At 50.2% G+C, this 20,470-nt stretch carries 19 protein-coding genes; 13 read left to right on the top strand and 6 right to left on the bottom strand.

Annotation, left to right across the window (positions count from 1 at the left end; genetic code table 11):
- Window positions 1-11: 11 nt before the first annotated feature.
- Window positions 12-650 carry a flavin reductase family protein gene (locus tag NSQ24_RS17930; protein WP_003386466.1) on the bottom strand — a complete coding sequence of 213 codons (639 nt, stop codon included), beginning with the start codon at window positions 648-650 and terminating at the stop codon, window positions 12-14.
- A 192-nt stretch (window positions 651-842) separates the two neighbouring features.
- A complete protein-coding gene (locus NSQ24_RS17925) occupies window positions 843-1,724 on the bottom strand; it encodes a LysR family transcriptional regulator (RefSeq protein WP_003386464.1) in 882 nt (293 codons plus the stop codon).
- A 120-nt stretch (window positions 1,725-1,844) separates the two neighbouring features.
- Here NSQ24_RS17925 and hutG point away from each other — a divergent pair, with 120 nt between their 5' ends.
- The 3 genes from hutG (at window position 1,845) to mutT (ending at window position 4,674) form a co-directional block, all read left to right on the top strand.
- Window positions 1,845-2,831, top strand: coding sequence for a formimidoylglutamase (gene hutG / locus NSQ24_RS17920; protein WP_003386463.1), 987 nt, complete (start codon window positions 1,845-1,847; stop codon window positions 2,829-2,831).
- Entirely contained in the window at window positions 2,815-4,002 is a 1,188-nt protein-coding gene (gltS, locus tag NSQ24_RS17915; protein ID WP_171506535.1) for a sodium/glutamate symporter, read from the top strand. Before hutG ends, gltS begins: the two co-directional genes overlap by 17 nt.
- A 285-nt stretch (window positions 4,003-4,287) precedes the next feature.
- The gene (gene mutT / locus NSQ24_RS17910) at window positions 4,288-4,674 is read left to right on the top strand and encodes an 8-oxo-dGTP diphosphatase MutT (protein WP_003386461.1); all 387 of its coding nucleotides are present in this window, start codon (window positions 4,288-4,290) and stop codon (window positions 4,672-4,674) included.
- A gap of 86 nt (window positions 4,675-4,760) precedes the next feature.
- Here mutT and NSQ24_RS17905 read toward each other — a convergent pair whose 3' ends face one another.
- The gene (locus NSQ24_RS17905) at window positions 4,761-5,015 is read right to left on the bottom strand and encodes a YciI family protein (protein ID WP_003386460.1); all 255 of its coding nucleotides are present in this window, start codon (window positions 5,013-5,015) and stop codon (window positions 4,761-4,763) included.
- 392 nt (window positions 5,016-5,407) lie between these two features.
- On the opposite strand from NSQ24_RS17905, the gene NSQ24_RS17900 reads away from it, so the two are divergent.
- From NSQ24_RS17900 to NSQ24_RS17885, 4 genes are all read left to right on the top strand, one after another.
- Entirely contained in the window at window positions 5,408-6,061 is a 654-nt protein-coding gene (locus NSQ24_RS17900) for a hypothetical protein (RefSeq protein WP_003386459.1), read from the top strand.
- Between the two features lie 31 nt (window positions 6,062-6,092).
- Window positions 6,093-6,698 carry a DUF4241 domain-containing protein gene (locus tag NSQ24_RS17895; protein WP_003386458.1) on the top strand — a complete coding sequence of 202 codons (606 nt, stop codon included), beginning with the start codon at window positions 6,093-6,095 and terminating at the stop codon, window positions 6,696-6,698.
- 149 nt (window positions 6,699-6,847) lie between these two features.
- Window positions 6,848-7,369 carry a DinB family protein gene (locus NSQ24_RS17890; protein ID WP_031932748.1) on the top strand — a complete coding sequence of 174 codons (522 nt, stop codon included), beginning with the start codon at window positions 6,848-6,850 and terminating at the stop codon, window positions 7,367-7,369.
- Between the two features lie 685 nt (window positions 7,370-8,054).
- Window positions 8,055-9,629, top strand: a complete 1,575-nt coding sequence (locus NSQ24_RS17885; RefSeq protein ID WP_031932749.1) for an FAD-dependent oxidoreductase — start codon at window positions 8,055-8,057, stop codon at window positions 9,627-9,629.
- Between the two features lie 296 nt (window positions 9,630-9,925).
- Here the strand turns inward: NSQ24_RS17885 and NSQ24_RS17880 are convergent, their stop codons facing one another.
- From NSQ24_RS17880 to NSQ24_RS17870, 3 genes are all read right to left on the bottom strand, one after another.
- Window positions 9,926-10,099 carry a hypothetical protein gene (locus NSQ24_RS17880; protein ID WP_157211771.1) on the bottom strand — a complete coding sequence of 58 codons (174 nt, stop codon included), beginning with the start codon at window positions 10,097-10,099 and terminating at the stop codon, window positions 9,926-9,928.
- Between the two features lie 251 nt (window positions 10,100-10,350).
- Window positions 10,351-11,730: a DUF4179 domain-containing protein gene (locus tag NSQ24_RS17875; protein ID WP_327927479.1), complete on the bottom strand. Its 1,380-nt coding sequence runs from the start codon at window positions 11,728-11,730 to the stop codon at window positions 10,351-10,353.
- Window positions 11,727-12,293, bottom strand: a complete 567-nt coding sequence (locus tag NSQ24_RS17870) for a sigma-70 family RNA polymerase sigma factor (RefSeq protein WP_227278626.1) — start codon at window positions 12,291-12,293, stop codon at window positions 11,727-11,729. Before NSQ24_RS17870 ends, NSQ24_RS17875 begins: the two co-directional genes overlap by 4 nt.
- A 250-nt stretch (window positions 12,294-12,543) precedes the next feature.
- On the opposite strand from NSQ24_RS17870, the gene spoIIP reads away from it, so the two are divergent.
- From spoIIP to NSQ24_RS17840, 6 genes are all read left to right on the top strand, one after another.
- A complete protein-coding gene (gene spoIIP, locus NSQ24_RS17865; RefSeq protein ID WP_339166327.1) occupies window positions 12,544-14,436 on the top strand; it encodes a stage II sporulation protein P in 1,893 nt (630 codons plus the stop codon).
- 432 nt (window positions 14,437-14,868) lie between these two features.
- Window positions 14,869-15,204 carry a potassium channel family protein gene (locus NSQ24_RS17860; protein ID WP_003386449.1) on the top strand — a complete coding sequence of 112 codons (336 nt, stop codon included), beginning with the start codon at window positions 14,869-14,871 and terminating at the stop codon, window positions 15,202-15,204.
- Window positions 15,205-15,400: 196 nt separating this feature from the next.
- A complete protein-coding gene (locus tag NSQ24_RS17855) occupies window positions 15,401-17,284 on the top strand; it encodes a PrpR N-terminal domain-containing protein (protein WP_339166326.1) in 1,884 nt (627 codons plus the stop codon).
- A gap of 225 nt (window positions 17,285-17,509) precedes the next feature.
- Entirely contained in the window at window positions 17,510-18,841 is a 1,332-nt protein-coding gene (locus NSQ24_RS17850) for a four-carbon acid sugar kinase family protein (RefSeq protein ID WP_172920807.1), read from the top strand.
- A 4-nt stretch (window positions 18,842-18,845) separates the two neighbouring features.
- Window positions 18,846-19,886 (top strand): TRAP transporter substrate-binding protein, encoded by a 1,041-nt coding sequence (locus NSQ24_RS17845; RefSeq protein ID WP_031932754.1) that lies wholly within the window; start codon window positions 18,846-18,848, stop codon window positions 19,884-19,886.
- A 67-nt stretch (window positions 19,887-19,953) separates the two neighbouring features.
- Window positions 19,954-20,469, top strand: coding sequence for a TRAP transporter small permease (locus NSQ24_RS17840; RefSeq protein WP_003386445.1), 516 nt, complete (start codon window positions 19,954-19,956; stop codon window positions 20,467-20,469).
- Window position 20,470: the final 1 nt, after the last annotated feature.

The raw sequence follows: 20,470 nt of genomic DNA, 5'->3' as shown, positions 1-20,470 counted from the left end.
TGCCCAAATGATTAATTCGCCTGGCTGACATTACCTGGAGAAGGTGCAAAGACCGGGGCTAATCTCGAAGGGTGCAGCTTGCGGTCAAGTCCAAAAAATTCGCAGAAATTCATAATCAGCGGGTTCCACTTCTCGGGATCGATGTAGTTCTGCTCGCCAGTCATCAGGATTCGTTCATCGATATGAACGCGGATGATTTTGACCTCAATCGCTTTTAGCGTACTGGGCATCCCGAAGTCATGGACCTGTTCTACTACGGCCTCCAATTGCACCGGGCACTCAGCCACGCGCGGCGGCCGGACGAGGTCCGAAGCTTGCGGCGTGAGCTGGGCCGCTTCGAATTTGTCCGGTTCAAATCGGTATCCCACTTGAGCCTTGCGCTCGGGTACAGGATTTCGACCGGTTAGCAGGGCCAGACGGTCTACAGCACGAACGAGCTCGGACGAGGGCAGATTCAGCACACATTCGCGCTCGCGCAACAAATTCGCAACGGTTTGGGATGAACTGCTCATTCCGAGCATGCACGATTGATTCAGCCACCACGCTGAAGACATAGGGGCAAGATTGGCGGATTGGTCCTCATTTACTGTGCTGATGAGTACAACCGGGGTTCCGAAATAAAGAATTTTTGGCTCAACGACTTTGTGCATCATCGTTCTCCTCCCGCTATGAAATGAATCACCAAGTTTTCGATGTCTCCGATCAAGAGACCTATCCCCAATTATAAACACTGCCTATTTCATTATTTTGCTGTTTCATTTCGATGGAACGCTGCACGACTTCACGTGTTGCGCAGGGGGAGGAGGGACTGAAAAAGCGCCCGCGAGAAGCCTACTCTCCATTCACCCAAACTTCCTCCGAATCCCGCCGAGAAAAGCCTGAACCGCCGGAGCCAAATAACGATTCCGCATAAACATCAAATAAACGGTCCTCTCCAATGCCGGGGAATCAATCGCCTTCCACACGATAGACGGGTCCGTCGATTCAGCCAAATAATTTTCGGGAATAATCGTGACGCCCAAATTTTCCCTCACCAAGGTCAAGGCAGTCTCAAACCGTTCAATCTCAAACTTAATGTTCGGCGTCACCTGTTCAATGGAAAAGGCTGTTACAATATCCTCCCTCGTCTGAAAACCTTCCGTGCTAATGATAAAGGGCTCACTTTCCAGCTCGTGCAAAGAAACCGTTTCTTTATGCGCCAAAGGATGATCCTTGTGCAGCACGAGCACCAATCGTTCATCGTACAACGGGATCGATTCGATATCCTCCTCATGTACATACTGGTTCGTAATGAGCAGGTGCGTATGATACTTCCGCAGCGACTCTTTCACAGCCTTTCCGCCCAGCACTTCGATCAGCTTGATGTTGATGGAAGGATAACGCCCTTGATACTCACGGATCACTTTCGGAATCCAATGCTTCACCGACTCGATGATGCCGACAATCAGCTCGCCGCTGCCGGTGAGCTTTACTTCTTCCATTTCCTTTTTCAACATATCCATTTGGGAAAGCAGCGAAATCGCTTTTTTATAGAAAATCTTCCCAGCGTCCGTCAGCTCCATTTTTCTCGTGTTTCTTTCAAGCAGGGGAGAGCCGACCTCTTGCTCCAGATTTTTGATGGCGTTGCTCAGCGAAGGCTGTGAAATATGCAGCTTTTGCGCGGCTTTGGAGTAGCTCAGTTGATCGGAGACGGTTACGAAATAATACAATTGTTTGATATCCACAATAATTTCCACCTCTATTTATAGCTTGAAACTATAAAATTATTTAAATTATATATTAGAAATAATAAGTATGTCATTATATAATCAAAAAAACACATATACTTAAAAGGTTCAGAAAGGATGAAAAGATTGCCTACGAAAGTTTCAGCTGATGTATGGACCGGCCGGACTGATCATACGGAAAGAAGAAGCAGTTTTCGCTACCACCAGGTTGTGGAATTGGTGGATCTGGATCAATGGCAGCCTTCCGCGGACAACACATGTGCGATGATTGGGTTTGAATGTGAGGAAGGAGTTCGGCGCAATCAAGGACGAGTAGGCGCAGCCAAAGCTCCGAACGCAATTCGGCAAGCGCTTGCAAGCCTTCCCTGGAAGCTGCAGGAAGGCAACCGCATCGTCGATGTCGGTAATATTCGCTGTGAAAATGAAAAGCTCGAAGAAGCCCAGGAGGAATTGGGCCAGGCAGTCTCCGATATTTTGTCCAAGTCGGCGGTGCCGATTATTTTAGGCGGCGGACATGAAACGCTGTATGGCCATTATTTGGGCGTCCGCAAACACACCGGAAAAGAAGCTTCGCTCGGAATCATTAATATCGATGCTCATTTCGATTTGCGCTCCTATGAAAGCCAGCCTTCCTCCGGGACGATGTTCCGACAAATCCTGGAGCATGACAAAAACAGCCGATATTTTGTCCTCGGGATCCAGCGTTTCGGCAATACGCAGGAGCTGTTTGACAAGGCGGACGAACTCGGTGTCCGGTACGTGTATGAAGAAGACATGACCGCTGAACAGATGGACGACATTATCTCCGAGCTAAAAGAATTCATCGAAAAACACGATCATGTCATGCTCACGCTTTGTACCGATGTGTTGAATGCGGCGTTTGCGCCGGGAGTGAGCGCTCCGTCGCCTTTCGGATTGACGCCAATGGTTGTCCGCAGCTTGATCCGCACCGTTGCCACTCATAAGAAAACGCTTTCTTTTGACATTTGCGAAGTGAATCCGGTTTTGGATGAAAACGGCAGAACGGTAAAATTAGGTGCTTATCTGACAAACGAAGCCATCATGGGATTCTTAGGGGGACACAACGATGACGTTGGCACTTAATCAAGTCAACACGATTTTTCTCGCAGTATCTCTGCTCGTATTGGGAACCTTCCTCGTAAAAAAGGCCGGATTCCTGCAAAAGTTCTGTATTCCCGCACCCGTCGTCGGAGGGCTGTTGTTTGCGATCATCGCAACGGCCTTGAAGGCGACAGGCGTTTTGGAAATTACCTTGGATACTTCCCTGCAAAGCCTGTTCATGCTCACGTTCTTCACGACAGTAGGACTGGGAGCGAGCTTCAAGCTCATCAGACTGGGCGGCAAGCTGCTCGTCATTTACTGGATTGCATGCGGATTCCTCGCTTTGATGCAAAACGTGATTGGCGTCTCCCTGGCTTCGCTGTTCGGCATTCATCCGCTGATCGGGATGATGGCAGGCGCGGTTTCCATGGAAGGCGGACACGGAGCGGCAGGTGCCTTTGGACAAACCCTCGAAGACATGGGGATCCAATCCGCACTGGCCATCGGGATTGCGGCAGCTACCTTTGGACTTGTAGCCGGAGGATTGGTAGGCGGACCGACTGTCAAGTACCTGGTCTCCAAATACAATCTGAAACCGACCGAAACAGAAGAAGGAACGGCGAAGGTAGAAGAAAAAGTCGAACCGATTACGACAAACGTCTTCTTCATTCAGGTACTGCTCATCACGTTCTGTATGGCATTGGGAACGTATTTGGGCGAGCTGTTCTCAACGGCAACCGGTTTTGTTCTTCCCGGTTATGTAGGAGCGATGTTTGTGGCGGTTATCGTGCGCAACATCGTTGACAAATTCAAACCGGCAGCTATCGACATGAAAAGCATCAATCTGATTGGCGACGTGACGCTTGGCATCTTCCTGTCTATGGCACTTATGAGTATCAAATTGTGGGAAGTGGCCAGCCTTGCGCTGCCAATGCTGGTGATCGTGCTGGTGCAAGTTGTCTTTATCGTCCTGTTCGGTGCCTTCGTTTTGTTCCGGCTGCTTGGCAAAGACTATGACGCCGCGGTAATGGTCGCAGGGTTCACAGGACATGGACTTGGAGCTACACCGAATGCGATGGCGAATATGGCCGCGGTGACCGAGCGCTTTGGGCCTTCGCGAAAAGCTTATCTGGTCGTCCCGATTGTGGGTGCCTTTCTGATCGATGTGTTCGGCATGCCGATCATTATTACGACGATCAATTTGTTCAAGTAAATTGCACGGTAAAGTCCTTCCACGCTGGAATTGTCCGGCTGGAAGGATTTTTTTGCTTGCAGCAATGCTTTGGAGAGCGGGGAGAGCCTTCTTTTGGGCCCTCCAACGTTGTATGTCCTTTTATAACCTGGATGGGGCAAGGATTTCGTTTTGAGAAAACAAGCTTGAAAGGAAAATGGAATTCGGCAAGAATGAAATACAGATAATACCATAGGAAGGGAATTTCGAGCTGCTCGCGGTTGTGCCAGCAGCAAACAAAGGCAAATGTTATAGGACGTGACGCAGATGATTGAAGTAGCCGCGGCAATTATAGGAAATGAACAAGGACAGATATTGATTGCAAAGCGCAAAAAGGGAAAGTCTCAGGAAGGAATGTGGGAATTTCCCGGCGGCAAAATCGAGGAGGGCGAAAGCGTTGAGGCTTGCCTGAAAAGGGAATTGCTGGAGGAAATGAAGATCGAAATCGATCCGTACGAGCCCTTTGCCGTGAATGACCATCGATACGGCTCCACACATATTCGTTTGATAGCATACAAGGCGCTATACGTTGGCGGTGAAATCGTTCTGACAGATCATGATGAGTTTCGCTGGGTGCATCCCAGTGAACTTCATGAGTATCCGTTTGCGCCGGCAGATCTGAAGTTTGTGCAAATGCTGCAGGAGACCGTATAATCGCTTGAAGGCCAAAATCCCTGGCTTGTTTTTTTTACTAAAGAAAAAACGCCTCCAAAACAGGCGTTTAATTAAGGAAAGCTATGCTACTTGGTCAGCCACTCTTTTACGGACAAGGTAGAAGAACCCGATTTGATCAAGGGATCGGCGTTCCCGATGGCAATGGCTTCTTCCAGCGATTCCGCCTTGATGAGGTATGCTCCGCCTGAAACATCGCTAAAAGGTCCGTATAGTTCCAGGCGGTTGTTTTGCTTTAATTGTTCCAAATGTTCGTAATGTCCCGGAATGTCGGCTGAATTGAAGCTTTCGGTTCGATTCGTTATGAGCAAATATCGGTTCATGGTTTCTCCTTGTGAAACAGTTTTTAGCGTTATTGTAACACAAGTTTCTCAGGTTTTTGCTGGAGAGCTTGAGACAATGGTTATATATTCCAATCGCCAAGCATGATGCACCTTGTAAAAAAACCGGTTCGTTAACATGTCATTGAGGTTCAGGAATCTATTGAATGTGGTAGAGTCTATCAGTCTGTTTTATTGGCTTTTCCCACTCGGATGGTATCGAGGATGGCATACTGCTGCCGTGAATCTCGGGATTACGAGATATAACCGGCACCGGTGCGGTCTATGGACAGCTTGCAGGAGCATACGATGGAATGTCAGGAGCCGCCAAGGGTGCTCCAAAAAATGGTTAAATAAGGAAATCATATCGATACTTAAGTATGGTGGTTTGAACATTGAAAATACAATACGTTCAAAAAGAAGTGTTCCTCGGCAATCAAAAGTACTTTTGTCTCACAGTTGATACGGTCAATCTGTATTCATGCGAGTTCGACAAGAATATGTACATGATTTTCGGGGATCAGCGGGCATTGCAGGAGCTTGCTTGCATTTTTCTTCTCGCCAGTCAGAATAGAGACAAAATCATTTATTTGCGCCATACGGATAAGTTTCTGCCCGAAGATTTGCATTCGTTTTCTACAAGCGACAGAAATGATGAATTGGTTTTGCTGCACCATTCTTTGCAGGCGAACACCGGACTCTGGAAGGACCTGAGGGAGCGGTTTCGCACCCAAAAAGGGAACAAGAAAAGCTATACCTGCAACCCGAGAAGGTTTGCCGATCTCGGTCATGACGATTATCAAAAGTTTGCCTTCGCAGAAAACAAAGACAAGATATTGGTCAAAAGCAAATATGAAACGCTGTTTTTGATTGGCAGCAAAAGCGTATTTGAAGTGGCTTCCGGCTTGTTTGAGCCGCTTTCCAGAGCTGGTGCAGGAGAATATCGAAGAAATGGCGGACACGCTCATGTGCATCTCGACATTTTTACAGGAAAGCACCAGGGGTTATGCGTCGATTACTACGACAAGGCATTATGGAACAAAAAATAATGGATTCAGGGAAAGGTAGGAAACCGCACAAATGTCAAATCTGTTGAACGAATTAGCCAATGCCGAAAGCAAAACGCTGCGCCCAGAGATTCTCGAACAGCTTAAAGTGATTTCCGGCAAGATTGTCGCCTGTGACCCTCTTATTTCCCGGCATACCCCATTTGAGAGGACTATTCAGCCAGGTGCGTACCCGGTCATTGCCTGGTGGCACGAGGAAGAAAACTGCATCGCAGGAGCTGAACTGAAGCTTTCCGAGTCCCGGCCGGTTCGTTGGGAAATGGCTACAGTGCCTGGGCAGAATGTAGAAGAACTGGAAGAGGGGTATATATTCGGCTACCCGGTTGATACGGGCCTCGGATGTTTTGCTGATTTAAAAGCGATCGAGAAAATGGACGAGCTGGAGGAAAAGCTGCAAAGCGAACGCGGCGAGGATTTTATCAGCTTATACGACGACCTGATCGATGACTTGATGACCGAGCATGACGATGAATGGTGCAATGCGGTTACAGACGAGGATGCGGGACTCAATGTAATTATTTTTCGCTCAGGATACGGAGACGGCTTTTACGCTACTTATTGGGGGATTGACGAAAGCGGAAAAATTGTTTCGCTCGTAACCGATTTCCAGGTCATCTAACAAGCGATTGAAATAGAGAACAAGCTCGCTTGGCTCAAACAAAATGGCTACCAAACATTGTTCCTCCATTAGTAACAGCGACAAACGACATGAGCAGTCGCGTGATGAAAGGAGAGTCTTCGACAGAAAGCAAAGAAAGGAGCAAGTCTATGAATTTTCAACTGAAGGAAGCCATTGAAATTCTTGAGCGAACGCCACAGGCTTTGGAGCATTTCTTGTCCGGTGTATCCAATGGATGGCTGCAATGCAATGAAGGCGAAGGAACCTGGAATGTCTCCGAAGTGATTGAGCATCTGATAGAAGGAGAAAAACACAATTGGATACCGAGACTGGAATTTATGCTTCAGGAAGGAGAGGGGAAACCGTTTCCCCCGTTTGACCGTTATTCGCACTTGAATGAAAAGCTTGAACGATCGATTGAACAAAAGCTGCTGGAATTTACAATGATCCGAATGCAAAATATCGCCAAACTAAAGGAGCTTGTTGAACCGGAAGCGCATCTTGAGGTGACTGGCTCTCACCCTGCATTCGGTACAGTGAAGGTCCGAGAACTGCTGTCTACGTGGGTTGTTCACGATTTGACACATATAGCGCAAATCGTACGGGTAATGGCTGAAAGGTACAGAACGGACGTGGGGCCTTGGAAAGAGTATTTGGGCATATTGAAATAGCGAATTGCCTGTAAACGTGTAAGGACTGGAAAAAGGTCGTTCCATCAGAGAAAATTAACTTTCGATAGCAGACATCCTTTTGAAGCTGGTCTAAGCTAGGCTTGCCCGTTGTAAAGTCTTCTTTTCCGTTGATGGAACGCCGTGTGCGATGAAAGTCGCCCGCACGGTGTAGGCTCGAACGAAGCTCCTCGCAAGAAGAAGGAGATAAGTCGAGAATAGCGAAGAACCAGCGCCCATTTCAAATTTGCATGTCTTTGGCGTAACAAAACGCGCAGACGGTTCCGTAGTTGTCTTTTTAACCTTTGCGGAGCCTGCCGGTGCTGCCTCGGTTGCCTTTCAGTACTCTACAGACCAGGATACATGGGTAGATGCAGAGCCAGACAGACCTGTTACGTCCACAACAAGCTACCTGAACATCCGGCTGCCCGATCGTGCTTCCGGTTTGTATTATTTCCGAATCATCGTCGAAGAGGGCAAGCGTGCTGGAGTATCCAATGTGGCGAGTGGAAATATTTAGCAAAATCAGGGAGCAGCCATCAACGGCCCTCGGGGTAGCCCGGGGGTTTTTTCGTATTTCTCGAAGAAGATAAAAAAGGAAATTTTATATTTATTGAAACATTTTTTGCCAATTAATCGTAACTATAAGTAGAGATACCCAAAAACTGGAGAAAGCGAGGGAGAGAGAATGAGAGAGCTTCATGCCGATGTTGTGATTATTGGCGGGGGAACAGGCGGATGTGCAGCAGCTCTGGCCGCAGCCAAATCAGGAAAATCAGTCATTATGACGGAGGAAACGGAATGGATTGGCGGCCAATTTACCAGTCAAGCAGTGCCGCCGGATGAGCATCCCTGGATTGAACAGTTTGGCTGTACGCGCAGCTATCGCACATTCCGCAACAGTGTCCGCGATTATTACCGCAATCACTATCCGATGACGGCCGAGGCGAGAGCAATTCCCAATCTGAATCCCGGCAATGGCTCCGTCAGCCGTCTCTGCCACGAGCCGCGGGTCGCTCTGGCTGTTTTTTATCAGATGCTCGCTCCGTATATAAACAGCGGGAGATTGACTGTTCTGACCAACCACAAGCTTCATTCCGTCTGTGTGGACGGCGATGAGGTGCTGTCCATCGTTGTAGAAGATACAAGGCATCATGAGCAGATCGAACTCGCGGCTCCCTATTTCCTGGACGCTACCGAATGCGGCGACGTGCTTCCTCTGGCAGGCGTGGAATATGTGCTCGGAGCAGAATCGGTGGAGGAGACAGGCGAGCCAAACGCCGTCGTCGGTCCGCCGCAGCCAAACGATATTCAGGCATTTACGTACTGCTTCGCCATGGATTATCTGGAGGGTGAAGACCATACGATTGAAAGGCCGGAAACCTACGGCTTCTGGAGAAGCTACAAACCGGATTTCTGGCCGGACAAGCTGCTTAGCTGGACAGGCTCCAATCCGCGAGACACCACGCAAGCTGTACGATATGAGCTGTTTCCGGGAACCGAGTATTTTCCGTTATTCACGTATCGCCGGGTAGCAGACCCCAAAAATTTCCGGGACGGCTTGTACAAAAGCGGGGTTTCCCTCGTCAACTGGCCGCAAAATGACTACTGGCTGGGCTCTATCATCGATGTACCGGAAGAAGAGCGGCAGCGCCACCTTTACATGGCTAAGCAACTGAGCATGTCGCTTCTGTACTGGATGCAGACGGAGGCTCCTCGCCCGGATGGAGGACAAGGATACCCCGGGCTGCGTCTCCGCAAGGATGTCGTCGGAACAGAGGACGGGCTTGCCATGTACCCGTATATTCGCGAATCCCGGCGGATCAAGGCTGAATTCACTGTACTTGAGCAGCATGTCAGCGCGGCATGCCGTCAAACGGGGAAGGCGGAACCATTCCATGATTCCGTCGGTGTGGGGAGCTATCGCATCGATTTGCATCCGAGTACCGCAAACCGCAATTACGTCGATGTCTCCACCTATCCATTCCAAATTCCGCTGGGCAGCCTCATCCCGGTGCGCGTGAACAACCTTTTGCCTGCAGCGAAGAACCTCGGCGTCACCCACATCACCAATGGCTGCTTCCGGCTTCATCCGGTGGAGTGGAACGTCGGCGAGGCTGCCGGATATTTGGCGGCATACTGCCTCGAATACGGCCTGACCCCTCGTGCTGTCCGCAATACGCCTGCGGAGCTGCAAAAGTTCCAGGCATTCTTGTATTCGGAAGGTGTGGAGTACTTCTGGCCGACGATGTACGCGGTGTAGACGAGGATCAGCGAGTGGTTCAGCGGTAAACGAACTGGCAACGCAAATAATCCCGATCAAGTCTTCCGAGTCCGGTATTGCGCCGGACTCGTTTTTTCATTAATAGGGAACCGGAAGGATAAAAGATAGAAGTATGAGAAACAGCCAGATGGCCTCTAGTGCCTCGGATTTTGAAACGGCTTGAAACGGTGGGACTCATTGGTCTTTTTCTGCAATGGGGGATAGAGGGAAGTGCAGTCGGATTAGAGTAGGTGCTTCAGTATTTTAATAGGAGAGGGGGAGCCGTACAAATAGCCTTACCTGTCCTTGCCATCCGTGAACATTCTTACGAGCTGCACAGATGCAATTAACGATAAAATCCAGGCAATGGCCGCCAGTCCGCTGTCCAACGAATGGCCTGTTGTAGCACTTGCCAGCGAATAGATCGCAACGGTCCCAAAAAGAACCATCAGCATTTTTAAAATTTGCATGAATCCTCCTATTTTTGCGGGAATCAGGTACGAATCATCCTGTTTGGATTAGATAGGGAAGCGACCCCGTTTAGCAGACCGCGATGTATTTACTTGCGTTAACTCACTGTTTTTTTATTATTTTACAAAAAAGGAAAGAAAGATACAAACTGGACCTAAGAAAAAAGCTGACACTTTCGAGAGTGTCAGCTTCCGTCTGGCGGTGACATGGGCAGTCTGGCCGTCCCCAAAGCCTAGCGAACTCGTATAGCTTATTTGCCGTCAATGATGGGAACAAGCCCATCCATCTTGATTTCCTGAAAGTCGATTCTCTCCGTGTCGACCTGGTAAGCATCCTTTTTCGGAACAGAATATGTGCGAATGAAGGAGCCGTTTTGAAAAATTTCATTGTCGTAATTCAAGCCGTCTACTTTCAATACGGTTTCTTCCGACAATGCCTCTCCTGGCAGCAGCACATGCAGCTTTTGATCTTTGTAGTAAGCCTGGAGGATTCGGCCGGTCTTGTTTCCAAACGGCGCTTCCAGCGGGAATTGCCCGCTTCGCTCCAGCGTAAAATGGCCTGTTTTCATTGTTGAAACGGTTGCACCATCAAACTTCAGAGACAGCTTTTGCGGAACATCGCCATAGTACAGGGAAGGAATCATATCCAGATAGAAGGAGTCAGCCATATGTCTATACCCCTGAATGGGGTTGCCGTCAGTTGCCGGCTTGTACTCCCTTCCCTGGTCATCCACCAGACGGGGATTGATCAAGCTTTGGAGTTCAAAGCCTTCCTTCGTTTTTGCCTGCAGATGTACCCGCGTAAGGGTCGGCGTCATTTCTATTTCTTCCATGGCGAGTTCGCGAAGCAGGTCCTGTTTCCCGAGCTGGGGCTGGTTGTTCGTAGCTGTCGGCTGAATGCTTTTCTTTGCCGAGACGACTTCCTCCGGCAAGGGCAGGGGGACTTCCACGAGGACCTCTTCGCCATTGTGGGATTGTTTCACGAGCTGGATGGGCAGAACCGGGTTTGGCTGTTTCAAAAGCGCATCCATGTCGTCGTCATCCATCATGTATCTCGACTTGAAAATAAGATAGTGGGTACCGTCGATTTGCTTCCATTCGTAGGACGTGCCACCTGTTTTCCCGATTTTTCCAATAGCGGTAGTCAGTTTTGCAAAAACGAAATCCGCTTTTTTCTCTTCATCATTTTCGCTTGCGACGTCGTCGATGATTTTCCCCGAGATCAGCATCGTGAAAATGACCCTGCGGTGGTCGATCATCGCTTCCTTGACCTCAACGGTATAACCGTTTTGCTCTTTTTTTACCGAATGCAAAATGGGGTAGCCGTTTCTAAGGGCATTGGCAAAACCTTCGTCAGGGGCCAGCCATTCGAATTTCGCCGTTGACTGGATCGCGTTGTTTTTTACGAATAGGCCTCCAAGGCCCAGTGGATTCCACACGGCTATTACCAGCGCACAGGAAACGGCGGCTCCGGTCATCCAAGCAGCTGTTTTCCACCGGAACTGCCGGTTTCGCTTTTCCACTTTATCCATCACTTTGGCTTCCAGCTCGGACAGGCGGAACGGATATTTTTGACGAAGCTCCTGCTTGGCTGATTCGGCAAATTCTCTCCATACACGATCTTCCTTCATCTTCCGGCCTCCTCGGACATGATCTTTCTCAACTGCTTTCGCGCCCGGCTCAATCTGGTCCGGACAACCTCCTGCGACACGCCCAGGATGTGGGCAATCTCCTTGATCGTCAAATCCTCGTAGTAGTGCAAGATGACGACCTGCCGATACTTGGGGGCAAGAGACATGACCACTTGAAAAATGTCTTCCCGATGCAGCCTGTTTTCCACTTCCTCCTCGACGCTGTCTTTGGCGTCCTGATCCAGCATGCTGCCCAGACGCTCATCCACCACCGTCCAAATATGGCGGAATGACCAGGAGCGAAAGTGCTTTTTCGCTTCATTCATGGCAATCTTGAACAGCCAGTGCTTGATGTCGCCTTCGCCGCGAAAGGAATCCAGTGCGCGATACGCTTTGATAAATACTTCCTGTGTGATGTCCTCCGCAACCGCGTGGTTTTTGACCGTCAGGCAGAGCAGATGGTACACCTTTTCCCCGTATTGCTGCATCAGCCATCTGAGGGTCGCTTCCCGGCTTCTCGTGAGCGTGATCGGCAGGGCTTCCAAGTCGTTCAATTGTTTCACCTCATTTATTGTTCCTACCAAGATTGATCCGGCTGAAGCAGAAAGTGTGACAAGAAACTTCATTTTTATCAGGGAACGAAGCCGGGATCGTTTGTCTCCATTTTTTTATTGATTTCCGTTCAACATTTCCGTTTCATTTTACAGACAAAAAATGTCGCACGGTGAAGGAGAATGTAGATGAATCTAGAAAATCTAATGATTAGGATAGATTTTCCAATGCCGAATACTCGAACAGAGGGGAACGAGATTGTTGCATGCACGATTAAAAGTCGCTTTGATCGCCAGTTGTTTTTTGTTTTTGCTGCTGCCGCCATCTTGGGTGCGGGCGGCTACCCATATCGAGGTAGCTGTTGATCAGCTGAATATTCGCAGTTCTCCGGGTACAACCTCCCAAATCGTCGGAACCATCACCAAAGCTACACGGCTGCCGATCATCAAGCAGCAGAAAGACTGGACACAGGTGAAGCTCACGGATGGGAAGACAGGCTGGGTCATCAATAAATACGTCAAAATGATTGAAATTCAGCAACCGAAATATGTTAAGAGCAATGTAGACATGCTGAATGTTCGGGCCGAACCGAATGCGACGGCACAAATTTTGCAAATCATCGACAAAACCTGCGTCTATTTGCAAACCAAAAAGCAGGGAGATTGGGCACAGATCAAGCTGTCTGACAAAGTGAGCGGCTGGGTCAATGCACGTTTTCTAACGGAAACGTCTGCTCCTGCCCCCAAACCGGCACCTGCTCCTGCGCAGCCGCCTGCGACCACGCAACCACCGGCTTTATCGCAGAATCCTGCGACCATGCAACCGCCAGTTTTTTCGCAGAATCCAGCAGCACCGCCGGTGCCAACGCCAATCCCGGCGACGACGCAGCCGCCATTGACGACACAGACTCCTGGTCCGTGGGAAGCACCTGTACCGTCAACAACACCTGCTGTCCCGGCTGCTCCGCCATCCTCATTTACGCCAAGCAATGGACAAGCCTCCGGCACGATTATGCTGTCGGAAGGCTATGTAATATTTAGCGCGCCGGATTTTCTAAGTCCCGTGATCGGCCAGCTAAATGCCGGCACGGCCATCAACCATTACGGATATGCGGATGGCTGGTACAAGATCAGCTTCAACGGCGTCTATGCCTATATTTTCAATCCTGTTGCAGGAGGGCAGCCTGGACAGGGACAGCCGGTCAGCACTCCAGGGGCCGGGGTAAGCACTCCGAATCCGGCGGGACAAGCTCAGGCATCGATTCGCGTAAAAAATCCCGACACGAATTTACGGTCTGGCCCCGGAACCGAGTACGCCGTCATTGGAACCGTTCAGCCCGGTGAAGTATACCCAATCGTGCAGACAGCAGGAGACTGGTATGTGATCCGTCGCGGCGACAATACGACCGCCTATATCGCAGGTTGGGTCGTTGATCGCATTCAGCCGGGAGGCCAGCCGGCGAATGGAACGAACGGCCTTGGCGTCGGATACAACCACGGCATGGTCGGAAATGAGACCGTCTACATCTACCACACACATAACCGCGAGTCGTGGCGAAATGTGGCCAGAAATACACAGGGCAGCTCAGTGGATGACCCCGAGATCAATATTACACTGGTCGGAAAAAGGCTCGGTGAGCTGCTGCAAACAAGAGGCATCCCCACGATGGTGAACCGGGACGACTTTGCGCAAAAGCTCGCGGAGCAAAAGAAAAGCTATTCGCTTTCCTATTCGGAATCGTACAAAGCTGTAAGCGCAGCTGCTGCGACAAGTCCGTACCTGAAATACATTTTCGATATTCACCGCGACAGCGACGAGCCTCGCAGCAAGGTTGCCATTACGTTGAATGGCAAGACGTATTCGCGCATCTTGTTTGTGATCGGGACGGCCAATCCGAACTATTTGGAAAACAAGAAGCTGGCGGAACATCTGCATGCCCGTCTGGAAGCCTCGTATCCCGGCTTGTCGCGGGGAGTTATTCTGAAAGGTTCAAACCAGGGGAATGGCGAGTACAATCAGTCCATTTCCGGGGGAAGCCTGCTTTTGGAATTTGGCGGAACGAACAACACATTGGAGGAGTGTTACAATACGGCAGAAGCGTTTGCCGATGTGTTTTTCAATTACATGCTGGAATCCCAAATCGCTTACCACTAAAAGCACGATTCTTTTCGCAGCATCTGCGGAGAGAATCGTGCTTCTTTTTGCAAGCTGTGAAAATCGTTTGGTCATAAAGGTCAGGGTGTTTACAATCTGCCTGCAGCCAAGCGGCTCTGAGGGTTGCTTGTCGGTCCAGGTGGGTACGGCTATCAGGAGGGTTAAACAACGGCAAAGGCTTCAGTCCAACTGACCGTACTCCTTTACGCGACGCAAAGTGTCTTTCGGGACGAAGAACTCGGCCTTTCCGATGATTATTGTGGAAGCCCTCGGGCCAGAATGGGAAGCCCAGACACCGACAGAGGGAACTCCCAACGGGGAAGGCGCTGCTAGGCCACGAAAGCCTTGGATATTTTTGCAGACAGGGGGGAACAATTTTAGGCAAAACGAGCTGGTGTAAAATGGAATTCAGCCGGAAATGGAGCACCTGCCATGATTTCATTTTTTTTGACTCTGACACGCATGCTGAAAGGCTTGCTGCATGCTTTCAAAGAAAAAGATTTTCAGGTTATTTTTACGCTGGTCGTCCTTTTGCTGCTGTCTGGCACTATTTTTTATCATAATGCGGAAGGGCTTTCCATTCTCGATGCTTTGTATTTTTGTGTGACAACCCTGACGACAGTGGGGCATGCCGGCTTTATTCCGCAAACGAACGAGGGAAAAATATTTACCATGATCTACATTTTTGCGGGAGCGGGACTCACCTTCAGTGTTGTCGGCCGGATCGCCATCGGAATCTACCTCTCCCAGCGAGACAGGAGCAAATAATCTGGGGCAGACGGACCTCATGGCTTTTACGATGAGGTTTTTTCTGTTTCATCTACAGGGGTTGAACGGAAAATCAATGCTCGTCCAAGAGAATTTCCCACCCCCTATTGAAAAGGGAAAAGTAATTCTTGTACACTGTATGTATCAAATTGCAACATGGAGCATGGTGATATGTTGCGCAAAAGAGGGGTTTTTCTTGACTCGTATCCTGGTAATTGCCCCGTATCCGGGGATGCGCGATGTTTTTCTCGAAGTAAAAGAGGACATGCCAAGCGGCGCTCAACTGGATGTGGAAGTAGGCGACCTGTACAAAGGCTTGGCCTTGGCGAAGAGCCTTGAAGAGAACGGATATGACGTGATCATCAGCAGGGGGGCGACCGCTCGCCTGCTCCGAAAGCACTGCAATCTGCCGGTGGTGGAAGTGAAAATATCCGGCTACGATATTCTGCGGACCTTGACGCTGGTCAAGGGCTACACTGGCAAAGTCGGCTTGATGAGCTACCTGAACACGATCCAGGGCGCCGATGCGATCGGAACGCTGCTGGATATGAACCTGACCTTTTTTCCCATTGATCAGGAGGAAGAAATCGAAAACGGCTTGAAGCTGGCTCTGGCCCAAGGCGTCCAGGTGATTATCGGCGACGTGATTTCCACCTCGATGGCAACGAGGATGGGCTTGCAGGCGATCTTGATTACCTCGGGAAAGGAATCGGTGACAGAGTCGATTTCCGAAGCAGTGCATATGGCGTATTACACCCGGCGCGAAAAAGCGGCGCGGCAGCGGATGGAGGCCGTGATTCAGCGCTTTCCGGAAGGCATCGTTGCCGCTGACAGGGAGGGACGCGTCTTCGTCTTTAACCAGCAGGCAGAGGAATTGTTCGGGATCAGATCTGAGCATGCGCTGGACAAACAGATCGAAGAGCTTCATCCGCTGTTGAATTTGGACAGCGTGTTGAAAACAGGAGAGCGGTCTGCAGAGGAAGTAGTCTCGTTAAACGGTGAAAAAGCGCTGCTCACCAAACAAGCGCTGCTGCTAGATGAGCAAGAGGACGGCGGGTTTGCGGTCATTTCATCCGCACGCCGGATACAGAAAGCGGAGTCGCAGATTCGCCAGTCCATCACGGGCTTTGAGCACCGGGCCAGCATGCATTTCAACCAGCTTGTGGCAGGTTCGGACAAAATGAAAGAGACGCTGAAAATAGCGATACAAGCAAGCCAAACCGAATTGCCCGTGGTGATTTACGGGGAACCGGGGACAGGCAAGCAAAGTCTCGCCCAGGCGATCCACAATGCGGGACGTCGAAAGGACTTTCCGTTTGTCTTCTTCAACTGCGAGGCCTATACGGAGGAGCAGCTACCTCTGGAGCTGTTCGGGAGCGAAGGAGCGCTGATCAAGCGCGGGGCGTTTGAAATGGCCCATGGCGGCACCCTGTTCATCGACGCTATCGGCAAGCTGCCGCTATCTGTGCAGGCGATGCTGTTCAATGTCCTGCAGGAAAACAAGGTGAGCCGAATCAACGGTACAACACCGATACCCGTCGATGTTCGGGTTATTTGCGCCAACGGCCGAAACTTGAAGAATTGTATCGAGGATGGCAGCTTCCGCGAAGATGTATTTCACCTGATCAACGGGTTTTCCCTCGTGATTCCGCCGTTGCGCGAGCGAAAAGAAGACATCGACGACCTGGTTCGCTGGTTCATCGCTTCTTTCAATGCCCGATCCGGGAAACAGATCGTCGGGGTGCGCCCGGAATTGCTTCATTTGTTAAAGAGGGCCGACTGGTACGGCAATATTCAGGAATTGAAATCAGCCGTTGAGAAAATGTGCCATGCTGCAACAGGTCCTTTCATCGAGCGGATGGAAGCGGAGCATATCGTAACCGAGCTAGACAAAACGGCAGACGCCCAATCGCTGGGAAGCGGGATTGACATCAGCGGAAAAACACTGGAGGAAATCGAGCGGGAAGTGATCTGGCGCGTGCTGCAGGAAGAGGGGCAGAACCAGTCGGAAGCAGCAAAACGACTGGGGATCAATCGGTCGACACTGTGGAGAAAATTAAAGCAAACGACAAGCGAATAGACGGAAATCTTCAAAAAGCAACGAGCAGATAGCTTGTTGCTTTTTGTTATGGGAATCATCAGTTTTCTTAAAATGTTGCAAAATGAATCGAAGAATCGAAAAAATTAGTATTGAATTTTGCAACTAATTCGTGTATTTTAATTATGCAACACATGAAGTTGTGCGAGGTGCTGAAGAGGTGATCGGCTCGAACGGGTGCCATGCAGCAAAGAGGTGATTGTTTGATTGGCTAGGATAGTCGTTATCGCGGACGATTTGACCGGAGCAAACGATACGGGTGTGCAGTTTGCAAAGAAAGGCTTTCGGACTGTATCGCTGTTTGATCCGTCAAAGCGTCAAAGCGGACAAGCAGCTGACGTCTGGATTATCAACGCGGAGACCAGGTCGCTTGATCCGGCGGAGGCATATGCAAAAAACAAGGAAATGGCGGCACATTTGCATCTCCATACCATTCCCTGCGTCTACAAGAAGATCGATTCAACCCTGCGCGGGAATGTGGGGATTGAAATCAACGCACTCATGGATGACGGGCCGTTCGATCTGGCGGCGATTATTCCGGCGTATCCGGCCAACAACCGGACGACGATCGGCGGTTATCACTTGGTCAACCAGGTTTTGCTCGAAGACACCGAGTTCGCCCGCGACCCAAAATCGCCTGTGAATGAATCGCATCTGCCGACTCTTTTGGGCAAACAAACGAGCCGGGCGGTGGGACATATCGATGTAAGAACGGTTCGCGGCGATCGCGACAGGCTGGTTGCTGCAATCAACAGTCAACATGCAGCGGGCTTGCGGCTGATCGTTTTTGACGCCTTTGACCAGTCGGATATGCAAAAGGCGACAGAAGCACTGGTTGCTTCCGGTAAGCGCGTGCTGTGGGTGGGCTCTGCGGGGCTTGCCGATGCATTATCCAATGAGCTTGCCCCCCGAGGAAATTTGAAACCGCTTCAATTTACAGACAAAGGGGAAAGCGTTGCGATTGATGCTCCTGTTTTCGTGATTGCCGGAAGTGTAAGCGCTATTACGGCGGAGCAGATTGAGGTACTGAGGGGCTTGCCGAAGTTCCGCATCGTGACGGCCGATCCGCTGGCTCTATTAAACGAAGAGACTGCTTATCAGGAAAGGATGCGGGTAGAAGCAGAGATCGTATCAAGCATTGACGATCAGCTTGTGCCCGTACTGAGTACAGATTCTTCCGAAAGCATGCGAAGGGCAGTTGCAGAGTGGATGGAACGCACGGGAGAAAGCGGTTTTGCAGTCGGCAACGCGATCGCGGATTTCCTGGGAGAAGTGGGGAAAAGCGTGTTTGCCAGGCGCATGCTGAGCGGATTTGTTCTCACCGGCGGCGATATTGCCTACCGTACCTGCCTGCACCTGGGTGTAGAAGCACTGCAAATCGTAAGTGAAGTGGAAGAAGGCATTCCGCTTTCCGTCATCATCGGCGGTTTGGCGGACAAGCTGCTTGTCGTGACCAAGGCAGGAGCATTTGGCAATCGTTTTTCCTTGGTGCATGCCGTGGAAAAAATATACAAAACGACTTTGATAGAGGGGGAATAGAAGAATGAAAAAAATGTTTAGCACGCTGGTCGTCTCGACTATGGTTCTTTTGACCGCATGTGGCGGCGGAGGCAGCGAGGCAAAACCTGCTGACAGCGGAAATGCCGGCGGACAGCAAGCAGCCGCTTCGGGTGAAGCAGTCACTTTGAAGGTAGGTCACACGCTGGCCGACACATCCCACTACCAGGTGGGTCTGGAGAAGTTCAAAGAACTGGTAGAGAGCAAAACCAATGGCTCCGTCAAGATTGAAACCTTCCCGAACGGTGCGCTTGGCGGAGAGCGCGACATGATCGAGGGTCTGAATGTCGGCTCCATTGACATGGTCCTTTCTTCGACTGGTCCGATGAGCGGTTTTGTACAGGAAGTAACGGTTGTGGACCTGCCGTTCCTGTTCCGCGACGCTGATCATGCACACAAAGTGCTGGATGGTGAAGTGGGAACCGATTTGCTGGCGAAGGTTGAAAGCAGCATGGGTGTGAAAGCGCTTGCTTGGTGGGAAAACGGGTTTCGCCACGTCACCAACAACGCCCATCCGGTCACGAAGCCAGAGGATTTGAAGGGCTTCAAGATCCGTACGATGGAAAACGACATCCACATGGATTCCTTCAAGGCGATGGGCGCACAGCCGACGCCGATGGCTTTCACCGAGCTGTTTACGGCTCTGCAGCAAGGAACGATTGATGCGGAGGAGAACCCGATTCCGGTTATCATGACCTCCCGTTTCTACGAAGTGCAAAAGCACCTGTCCCTGACTCGCCACTTCTACTCTCCTTCGATCCTGATGATGTCGCAGGCCAAATTCGATGCGCTTTCGCCAGAACAGCAAAAGGCGATTGAAGAAGCGGCGCTGGAAGCAGGGAAATTCGAGCGTGAAACCGTGGCCGAGATGGAGAAGCAGTACTTGAGCGAGCTGAAGTCCAAAGGCATGGAAATCGTGGAAAATCCGGACCTGCAACCGTTTGTTGATACAGTGAAACCCGTTTACGAAAAATACGAACCGCAATTCGGCAAAGAGCTGATCGAGAAAATTCGCAATACTCAGTAAGGTCTGGAGATTGATGGAGGCGGATAGGGGGACCTATCCGCCGATTCATAAGGTGGGGTGAAGTCTTTTGCAGGCGATAGTAAAAGCGATTGACGGTGTAAACAAGGTGTTGCGTTACGCAATTGCATTGCTTCTGGCCGTGATGACGGCATTGATCGTATACCAGGTGGTTGCGCGCTTGCTGAGCGGTTATATCAATATCGATATCCCCCGTTGGACGGAGGAGCTCGCTCGCTACGCAATGATTTGGCTTGTGTTGATTGGAACATCTCTGGCTGTTCGCTACAGTGCATTGATTGGAGTGGAGGCAATCGCAGAACGCCTTCCCGCCCACTTGCAAAAGGTGCTTCGTATCATTGTATTGCTCGTTTCCATGGTCTTTTTCGTCGTCTTAATCGTGTATGGTTTTCAAATGCTTGCCCATGTTGGAAAACAGCTTTCCCCAGGTTTGAAAATCCCCATGACCATTCCGTATGCATCGCTGCCGATTGGCGGAGTGTTCATGTTGCTAAATTCGATAGCGGTTCTGATCGAGGTGGTCACCGGAAAAATGAACCGCGAATTTTTCAAAGGAGCTGAATAAC

It is taken from the genome of Brevibacillus sp. FSL L8-0520 (assembly GCF_037963895.1).
Lineage (GTDB): Bacteria > Bacillota > Bacilli > Brevibacillales > Brevibacillaceae > Brevibacillus > Brevibacillus borstelensis.
The sequence above is the reverse complement of the archived record's forward strand: the minus strand, read 5'-3'. Positions and strand labels throughout refer to the sequence as shown.

What these genes read in the sequence shown, in the direction of transcription:
- NSQ24_RS17890 (WP_031932748.1), top strand. Translation starts at nt 6,848, where the DNA reads ATGAATTTTCAACTGAAGGAAGCCATTGAAATTCTTGAGCGAACGCCA.
- NSQ24_RS17845 (WP_031932754.1), top strand. Translation starts at nt 18,846, where the DNA reads ATGAAAAAAATGTTTAGCACGCTGGTCGTCTCGACTATGGTTCTTTTG.
- mutT (WP_003386461.1), top strand. Translation starts at nt 4,288, where the DNA reads ATGATTGAAGTAGCCGCGGCAATTATAGGAAATGAACAAGGACAGATA.
- NSQ24_RS17930 (WP_003386466.1), bottom strand. Translation starts at nt 650, where the DNA reads ATGCACAAAGTCGTTGAGCCAAAAATTCTTTATTTCGGAACCCCGGTT.
- NSQ24_RS17885 (WP_031932749.1), top strand. Translation starts at nt 8,055, where the DNA reads ATGAGAGAGCTTCATGCCGATGTTGTGATTATTGGCGGGGGAACAGGC.
- NSQ24_RS17895 (WP_003386458.1), top strand. Translation starts at nt 6,093, where the DNA reads ATGTCAAATCTGTTGAACGAATTAGCCAATGCCGAAAGCAAAACGCTG.
- NSQ24_RS17860 (WP_003386449.1), top strand. Translation starts at nt 14,869, where the DNA reads ATGATTTCATTTTTTTTGACTCTGACACGCATGCTGAAAGGCTTGCTG.
- hutG (WP_003386463.1), top strand. Translation starts at nt 1,845, where the DNA reads ATGAAAAGATTGCCTACGAAAGTTTCAGCTGATGTATGGACCGGCCGG.
- NSQ24_RS17880 (WP_157211771.1), bottom strand. Translation starts at nt 10,099, where the DNA reads ATGCAAATTTTAAAAATGCTGATGGTTCTTTTTGGGACCGTTGCGATC.
- gltS (WP_171506535.1), top strand. Translation starts at nt 2,815, where the DNA reads ATGACGTTGGCACTTAATCAAGTCAACACGATTTTTCTCGCAGTATCT.
- NSQ24_RS17905 (WP_003386460.1), bottom strand. Translation starts at nt 5,015, where the DNA reads ATGAACCGATATTTGCTCATAACGAATCGAACCGAAAGCTTCAATTCA.
- NSQ24_RS17875 (WP_327927479.1), bottom strand. Translation starts at nt 11,730, where the DNA reads ATGAAGGAAGATCGTGTATGGAGAGAATTTGCCGAATCAGCCAAGCAG.